This is a genomic window from Deferribacterota bacterium, from assembly GCA_034189185.1.
Classification (GTDB): domain Bacteria; phylum Chrysiogenota; class Deferribacteres; order Deferribacterales; family UBA228; genus UBA228.
In genome coordinates this window covers 1-1,934 of sequence record JAXHVM010000264.1, presented here as the reverse complement: position 1 = coordinate 1,934, position 1,934 = coordinate 1, and the positions used below count along the sequence as shown (strand labels likewise).

Annotated in this window: 4 protein-coding genes; all 4 read left to right on the top strand. The window is 32.5% G+C overall.

Annotated features, from left to right (window positions below):
• Positions 1 to 199: inositol monophosphatase family protein (locus SVN78_10705; protein MDY6822075.1), on the top strand; the 199-nt coding region annotated here is incomplete at its 5' end.
• A gap of 7 nt (positions 200 to 206) precedes the next feature.
• Positions 207 to 1,169 (top strand): 6-phosphofructokinase, encoded by a 963-nt coding sequence (gene pfkA, locus SVN78_10700; protein ID MDY6822074.1) that lies wholly within the window; start codon positions 207 to 209, stop codon positions 1,167 to 1,169.
• Positions 1,166 to 1,669 (top strand): cob(I)yrinic acid a,c-diamide adenosyltransferase, encoded by a 504-nt coding sequence (locus SVN78_10695; GenBank protein ID MDY6822073.1) that lies wholly within the window; start codon positions 1,166 to 1,168, stop codon positions 1,667 to 1,669. Before pfkA ends, SVN78_10695 begins: the two co-directional genes overlap by 4 nt.
• Before the next feature lie 13 nt (positions 1,670 to 1,682).
• A partial coding sequence (locus SVN78_10690) for a GatB/YqeY domain-containing protein (GenBank protein MDY6822072.1) occupies positions 1,683 to 1,934 on the top strand: 252 nt, incomplete at its 3' end.

Sequence of the window (1,934 nt, the reverse complement as noted above, 5' to 3'; positions counted from 1 at the left end):
GGCAAGGGGGGTATTTGAGGCTTTCTATGAGCGTGGTCTAAAGCCGTGGGATATTGCAGCGGGAAAGCTCATTGTTGAGGAAGCTGGTGGGTGTGTTACCAATGAAAAAGGAAAAGAACATAATCTTAATTCTAATTATATAATTGCAACTAACAAATATATACATAATAATTTAATAGGACTTATAAATGAGTATTGAAAATAAGATTGAAAAGCTCGCACTTTTAACTAGTGGTGGTGATGCCCCAGGTATGAACGCTTGCATTAGAAGTACTGTAAGGACAGCTATTTCAAAAGGTGTTAAGGTTTATGGAGTTTATAGAGGTTATGAGGGATTAATTAACGGGGAATTAGTTGAATTGGAAAGTAGAGATGTGGCAAATATTATACAAAAAGGTGGTACAATACTGAAAAGTGCAAGGTCAGAGTCTTTTAGAATGCCTGAAGGTAGAAAAAGGGCATTTAATCAACTTGAAAAGTTTGGTATTGATGGAATTATTGTTATAGGCGGTGATGGTTCACTTACTGGTGCATATAAATTATACACTGAATTTGAGTTTCCTGTTGTAGGTGTACCTGGTTCTATAGACAATGATATTTATGGTACAGATTTATCAATTGGGGTAGATAGCGCTTTGAATAGGATAATAAATGCCATTGATATAATTAACGATACAGCTTCTTCCCACGATAGAACCTTTGTGATTGAGGTTATGGGAAGAAACAATGGTTTTTTAGCTTTAATGTCAACAATAGCAGGTGGGGCTGAATACGCTTTTGTTCCTGAAAAAAAGTGTAACTATGACGATGTTATAAAGTTAGCTAAAGATAGATATAAATATGGTAAAAGCAGAAGTATTATTATTGTTGCAGAAGGTGCTGCCCAAGGGCAAGATGTTGCAAATGCATTGGTAGATGCAGGTTTTAGTGATACAAGGGTTACAGTGCTTGGCCATCTACAAAGAGGTGGTCCACCTACTTATTTTGATAGGATTTTAGGCACCTCTATGGGTATATATGCAGTTGAGGGTATTATAAATGGTAAAGCCGGTACAATGGTAGCTTTAAAAGGTTCAAAGCTATGTTATATCCCTTTAAAAGATATTATAAACAAAAAGAAGAGTATTAGTTTAGAGCTATTAGAAATAAATAAATTGATGAACATATGAGTATTTCAACAAAAAAAGGAGACCAAGGATATACAAGTATATATACAGGTGAAAGGGTCTCAAAGGATGATATTATATGTGAAATATGTGGCACAGGTGATGAGTTTATATGCCATTTAGGAGAGCTGAAATTAAAATCTGGTATATATTTATCAGTTATAGAAGATATACAGAAAAAAATTTTTAAAATTAATTCATATTTTGCCACGAAAGGGGAAAAGAAGAAAGATTTTATTATAACTGAAAAGGAGTATCTAACATTAAACGATCTATTAGATAGCTATGAGAATAAATGTGGGCCAATAAAGGGATTTATAATCCCATCAGAAAACCTTTTAGCTGCTAAAGCTGATATATGTAGAACAATTTGTAGAAGGTATGAAAGAAGGATTGTATCATATAATAATAATATCCAGAAGGTTCATAATAATATCTTAAAATATGTCAATAGACTCTCTGATGTACTGTATATTATGGCAAGATTACTAGGTAAAAAATAGGAGGAGCAATATTATGGGTTTAAAAGAACAAATATTAAATGATATGAAAACATATATGAAAAATAAAGATAGTGTGGCTTTGGGAGCTATAAGGATGTTAAATGCTGAAATAAAAAATGCAGAGATCGAAAAGAAAAGGGAGTTAAAAGATGAAGAGATAGTTAATATTATTTCCTCTGCAATAAAAAAGAGAAGAGAATCTATCACTTTTTATCAAAAAGGTGGGAGAAAAGATTTGTTAGATAAGGAAGAGCATGAAATTAAA

Coding starts and splice junctions, on each gene's coding strand:
- SVN78_10695 (MDY6822073.1), top strand. CDS start 1,166: ATGAGTATTTCAACAAAAAAAGGAGACCAAGGATATACAAGTATATAT.